Raw genomic sequence first — 4522 nt, forward strand, 5'->3', positions numbered from 1 at the left:
GGCCTGGGCTACCAGCGTTCGGAAGAGGAATATTTCATCCCGTCGCCGCTGTCGCCGGCTGACCGCAAGGACGGCAACTTCGCCGCCAAGGTCGGCGTCGGTATCCAGGGCGACCTGGGCCGCGTCGGTATCCGTACCGAACTGGCATACCGCGCCGATTTCGACGACAGCAGCGTCAACGCTCCGTCGGAAGACTGGTTCGGCGACGTGCTGGCTTCGGTCGGCATCGTGGTGCCGCTGGGTCCGGAGCCCACCGCTCCGGTCGGTCCGGCTCCGGTGGTTGAGCCGGGCTGCGCCGACAAGGACGACGACGGCGACGGCGTGAACAACTGCGACGACAAGTGCCCGGGTTCGCAGGCTGGCCAGACCATCGGTCCGGACGGCTGCCCGGTGCCGGTGACGATCGACCTGAAGGGCGTCAACTTCGACTTCGACAAGGCCACGCTGCGTCCTGACGCGGTTGCGATCCTGAACGAAGCCGCTGAGATCCTGAAGCGTTACCCCGACCTGAAGGTCGAGGTGGCCGGTCACACCGACTCGAAGGGCACCGATGCGTACAACCAGAAGCTGTCGGAGCGTCGCGCGAAGGCTGCGTACGACTACCTGACCAGCAATGGCGTGGACGCTGGCCGTCTGGTGGGTCCGGTGGGTTACGGCGAGAGCCGTCCGATCGCTCCGAACACCAATGAAGACGGTTCGGACAATCCGGAAGGCCGTGCGAAGAACCGTCGCACCGAGCTGAACGTCCAGAACTAAGCGACACCCGCGGGTTCTTCGGAACCTGCACCGCAACACCCGAAGCCCGGCCTTGTGCCGGGCTTCGTTTTTTTCGACCCCTGCATGGCGCACTGCTGCCCGAGCGGCGACGGCGAAGGCAACGTCATCGACCAGCGCGAGCGCGCGGCGATCGAGCGACGAGCGCGCGACGGCCCGGGCAAAGCGCCCGTATGCGTGGCGAATGCGGCCGGCGCTCGTGCGCGCGACGACGTTCGCGCCGGTTGTTCGATCCGCCCCCCGCGCCTACACTGGCGTATAGCCTTTGCACGACGTCCGGGTATTCGCGCCCGGGCAGAACTACGGGAGAGAGTCATGCGCCACGCCATCGCCGGATTGACGTTGTTCCTCATCGCCGGAGCGGCGCAGGCGCAAGGCGCCAGCAACTGCGCGGCCTTGACCGCCGCCCGCGCGCAGCCGGTGCAGCCGACCCTGATCGCACCGATCTCGCCGGAACTGGTCGCTCCCTCGCATCAGCTCGGCGCGCCGACCGGCGTGCTCTCGCAGGCGCTCGACGAAGCGCTCTCGGTCGACCAGGTGCTGCTGCGCATCCGTCTCGATGGTTGCAACGTCGCCAAGGCCACGCCGGCATCGACCGGCATGCCCTCGGTCAATGACCCGGCCGCCTATAAGCCCAAGACCCAGTTCGACAACACGCCGTGGCGCTTCGATATGAGCCAGGGCGGCAAGCGCATGACCGCCGATGAGTTCAGCGCCTGGATGAAGGCCAAGGGCGTGCGCGTGGCCAAGGGCAACGGCACTGCGGCCGCCGCCGCTCCGGCCGCGGCCCCGGTGGTCGAGCCGGCCCCGGCGCCGGTCGAAGACAAGAAGAAAAAGAAGTAAGCCTCGCCACTGCGACGCGCTGCTTACGGCCGCGGGCATTGCTCGCGGCCGTTTCGCTTTTACGATCCGGATTTGGCGTGGCGCCCGCATCGAAGCCGCATCGCCTTGCGTTCCCGCCATCCAAAGCCGCTTAGCGCCTTGAACAAGATTCTGCCTTGAACAAGCTCTCGCCTTGAACAAGATTCCGCCCCGACACGGTCTGGCCCGCGTGCTGTCCAAGCAAGGCCTGTGCTCGCGCAGCGAAGCGGCGAAATGGATCGCCGCCGGCCGCGTCGCGGTCGACGGCCGCATCGTCCGCGATCCCGAGTTTCCGATCGTGCAGGGCCGCCATCGCGTTGCCGTCGACGGCAACGCCATCGATGCCGCACCGCGCATCTACCTGATGCTCAACAAACCGCGTGGGTTGGTCACGACCGCCCAGGACGAACGCGGCCGCGATACCGTCTACCGCTGCTTCGACGGCGCCGGCCTGCCGTGGCTCGCGCCGGTCGGGCGCCTGGACAAGGCCAGCGAAGGCCTGCTGCTGTTCTGCAACGACCCGCAATGGGCGGCGCGCATCACCGATCCCGACCTCGGGCCGGACAAGACCTATCACGTCCAGATCGACACGCTGCCCGCGCCGGCCTTGCTGGCGGCGCTGCACGAAGGCGTGATCGAGGAGGGCGAGCGCCTGCGCGCCAAGTCGGCGACCTTGCTGCGCGCCGGCGAGAAGAATGCCTGGCTGGAGATCGTGCTCGACGAGGGCCGCAACCGGCAGATTCGGCGCCTGCTCGCCGCCTTCGATATCGAAGTGCTGCGTCTGGTCCGGGTCGCGATCGGCCCGCTGCTGCTCGGCGATCTCGGCAAGCGCGAATGGCGCGAGCTCAGCGCCGCCGAGGCGGCGGCGCTGGTCGGGTCGGACTAGGGAGGCGCGTCGTCGTCGCGCCATCGCGCGAGGCGGGCGTCGAGCAAGTTCGCTACCACCTCGAAGGCGCGCGCGTCGCCCGGGCCGCGTGCGTCGTGGCTGGCGCCCTTGCCGTGGTTGCAACGCGTGCAGGCGAGGGCGAGGTTGCGCGGGTCGTCGGCATCCTCGCCGACCCTTGCGGTCAGGGCCGCCGCGGCGCGGCGGCCGAACCAGGCGCTCGGCACGACATGTTCGAGCGAGGCCGAGCCGATCGCGGCACCGTCCTCGCTCAGGGCGAGCGCACACCGGCAGTGCAGGCAGCGCGTGCGCCAGACGCCGTCGTCCAGGCGCGCCAGCGCGTCGGTGCGCACGGCCTGCAACAGGCGGCGGCGCAGGACGACGCGCATGCGCTCAGTGGCCGATCAGGCCAGGGGTTCAGGCCTTGATCACGCCGAGCTCGCGACCGATCTTGATGAAGGCGGCGATGGCGCGATCGAGGTGCTCGCGCGTGTGCGCGGCCGACATCTGGGTGCGGATGCGCGCCTGGCCCTGTGGCACGACCGGGAAGAAGAAACCGATCGCATAGATGCCTTCTTCGAGCAGGCGCGCAGCGAACTTCTGCGCCAGCGGCGCGTCGTACAGCATTACCGGGCTGATCGGATGCACGCCCGGCTTGATGTCGAAACCGGCTGCGGTCATCCGCTCGCGGAAATAGCGCGTGTTCTCGACCAACTGCTCGCGCAGATCGCCGGCCGCCGAGAGCATCTCGAAAGCCTTGATGCCGGCGGCGACCACATGCGGCGGCAGCGAGTTCGAGAACAGGTAGGGACGCGAGCGCTGGCGCAGCAATTCGACCACTTCCTTCCTGGCGGTGGTGAAACCGCCGAGCGCGCCGCCCATGGCCTTGCCGAGGGTGCCGGTGAAGATGTCGATCTTGTCCATCACGCCCTTGACCTCGGCCGAGCCGCGGCCGCTGGCACCGAGGAAGCCGGTGGCATGGCACTCGTCGATATGCACCAGCGCGCCGTACTTTTTCGCGAGCGCGGTGATTTCGTCGAGCGGGGCGATGAAGCCATCCATCGAGAACACGCCGTCGCTGGTGATCAGCTTGGTCTTGCAACCGGCGGCATCGGCGGCCTGCAACTGCTTTTCCAGGTCGGCCATGTCGCAGTTGGCGTAGCGGAAGCGCTTGGCCTTGCACAGGCGCACGCCGTCGATGATCGAGGCGTGGTTGAGCGCGTCGGAGATGATCGCGTCGTTCTCGCCGAGCAGCGGCTCGAACAGGCCGCCGTTGGCGTCGAAGCAGGCGGCGTAGAGGATGGTGTCCTGCGTGCCGAAGAAGTCCGAGATGGTCTTCTCGAGCTGCTTGTGCAGGTCCTGGGTGCCGCAGATGAAGCGCACCGAGGCCATGCCGAAGCCGTGCGTGTCGAGCGCGTCCTTCGCCGCCTGGATCACCTCGGGGTGATCGGCCAGGCCGAGATAATTGTTGGCGCAGAAGTTCAGCACCGTGCGGCCGTCTTCGAGAACGATCTCGGCCGACTGCGGGCTGGTGATGATGCGTTCGGCCTTGAACAGACCCTGGGCGCGGATCTCGTCGAGGGTGTCGGCGTAGTGTTGCGTGAGAGCGGGCTTGGTCAGGCTCGATGCGTCGGACACGGGCGGCTTCCGATGGGGAGGAAAGCCGCCATTCTATTCCAGACCCTTTACCCAGGCCCGTCGGCTGCGTTCATGCCGTTGGCCTGGCCCTCGCGTGCCCAAGCGGCCCATTGCCTCTGCAGCGCGGGCGGGTGGGCGGCCAATCCGTACTTGGCAGGATGTTGCGCCGGCCGGTTCTTGAAATCGCCGCCGGCGGCCAGGGATTGCGCTAGCCAATCGAACGCGTAGGGGGGCGGTGTCGCAGCTGGGCTGTAGCCGTGATCGTGGCTGTAGCTGTTGTTGTGGGGATTTTGCTGTTGCTGCGCGCCGATTCGCACTAGCGAAGGCAATGGAAGACCCGGAGGGCGGCCCGCATGGATGCGGGCC

The 4522-nt window shown here is 67.8% G+C and carries 6 protein-coding genes; 3 read left to right on the forward strand and 3 right to left on the reverse strand.

Annotation, left to right across the window (positions count from 1 at the left end):
- From EX88_RS0122555 to EX88_RS0122565, 3 genes are all read left to right on the forward strand, one after another.
- A partial coding sequence (locus tag EX88_RS0122555; protein WP_031374237.1) for an OmpA family protein occupies positions 1 to 756 on the forward strand: 756 nt, incomplete at its 5' end.
- Between the two features lie 333 nt (positions 757 to 1089).
- Entirely contained in the window at positions 1090 to 1617 is a 528-nt protein-coding gene (locus EX88_RS0122560) for a hypothetical protein (protein ID WP_031374238.1), read from the forward strand.
- A 172-nt stretch (positions 1618 to 1789) separates the two neighbouring features.
- Complete coding sequence (locus tag EX88_RS0122565) at positions 1790 to 2521, forward strand: pseudouridine synthase (protein ID WP_051885448.1); 732 nt, start codon at positions 1790 to 1792, stop codon at positions 2519 to 2521.
- On the opposite strand, the gene EX88_RS0122570 is transcribed toward EX88_RS0122565, so the two are convergent.
- From EX88_RS0122570 to EX88_RS27270, 3 genes are all read right to left on the reverse strand, one after another.
- On the reverse strand, positions 2518 to 2907 hold the full coding sequence (locus EX88_RS0122570; RefSeq protein ID WP_031374240.1) for a hypothetical protein: 390 nt from the start codon (positions 2905 to 2907) through the stop codon (positions 2518 to 2520). The two genes, EX88_RS0122565 and EX88_RS0122570, sit on opposite strands and share 4 nt — an antisense overlap.
- Positions 2908 to 2935: 28 nt before the next feature.
- Positions 2936 to 4156 carry a glycine C-acetyltransferase gene (kbl, locus tag EX88_RS0122575; RefSeq protein WP_031374241.1) on the reverse strand — a complete coding sequence of 407 codons (1221 nt, stop codon included), beginning with the start codon at positions 4154 to 4156 and terminating at the stop codon, positions 2936 to 2938.
- 47 nt (positions 4157 to 4203) lie between these two features.
- Positions 4204 to 4522, reverse strand: a 319-nt coding sequence (locus EX88_RS27270; RefSeq protein ID WP_235186404.1) for a hypothetical protein, incomplete at its 5' end; no start/stop codon positions are given.

Origin of the sequence: Lysobacter antibioticus, assembly GCF_000731095.1 — a bacterium.
Classification (GTDB): Bacteria; Pseudomonadota; Gammaproteobacteria; order Xanthomonadales; family Xanthomonadaceae; genus Lysobacter; species Lysobacter antibioticus_B.

Excerpts from the sequence above, each read along its gene's own strand:
- EX88_RS0122560 (WP_031374238.1), top strand. The coding sequence starts at position 1,090 with ATGCGCCACGCCATCGCCGGATTGACGTTGTTCCTCATCGCCGGAGCG.
- EX88_RS0122570 (WP_031374240.1), bottom strand. The coding sequence starts at position 2,907 with ATGCGCGTCGTCCTGCGCCGCCGCCTGTTGCAGGCCGTGCGCACCGAC.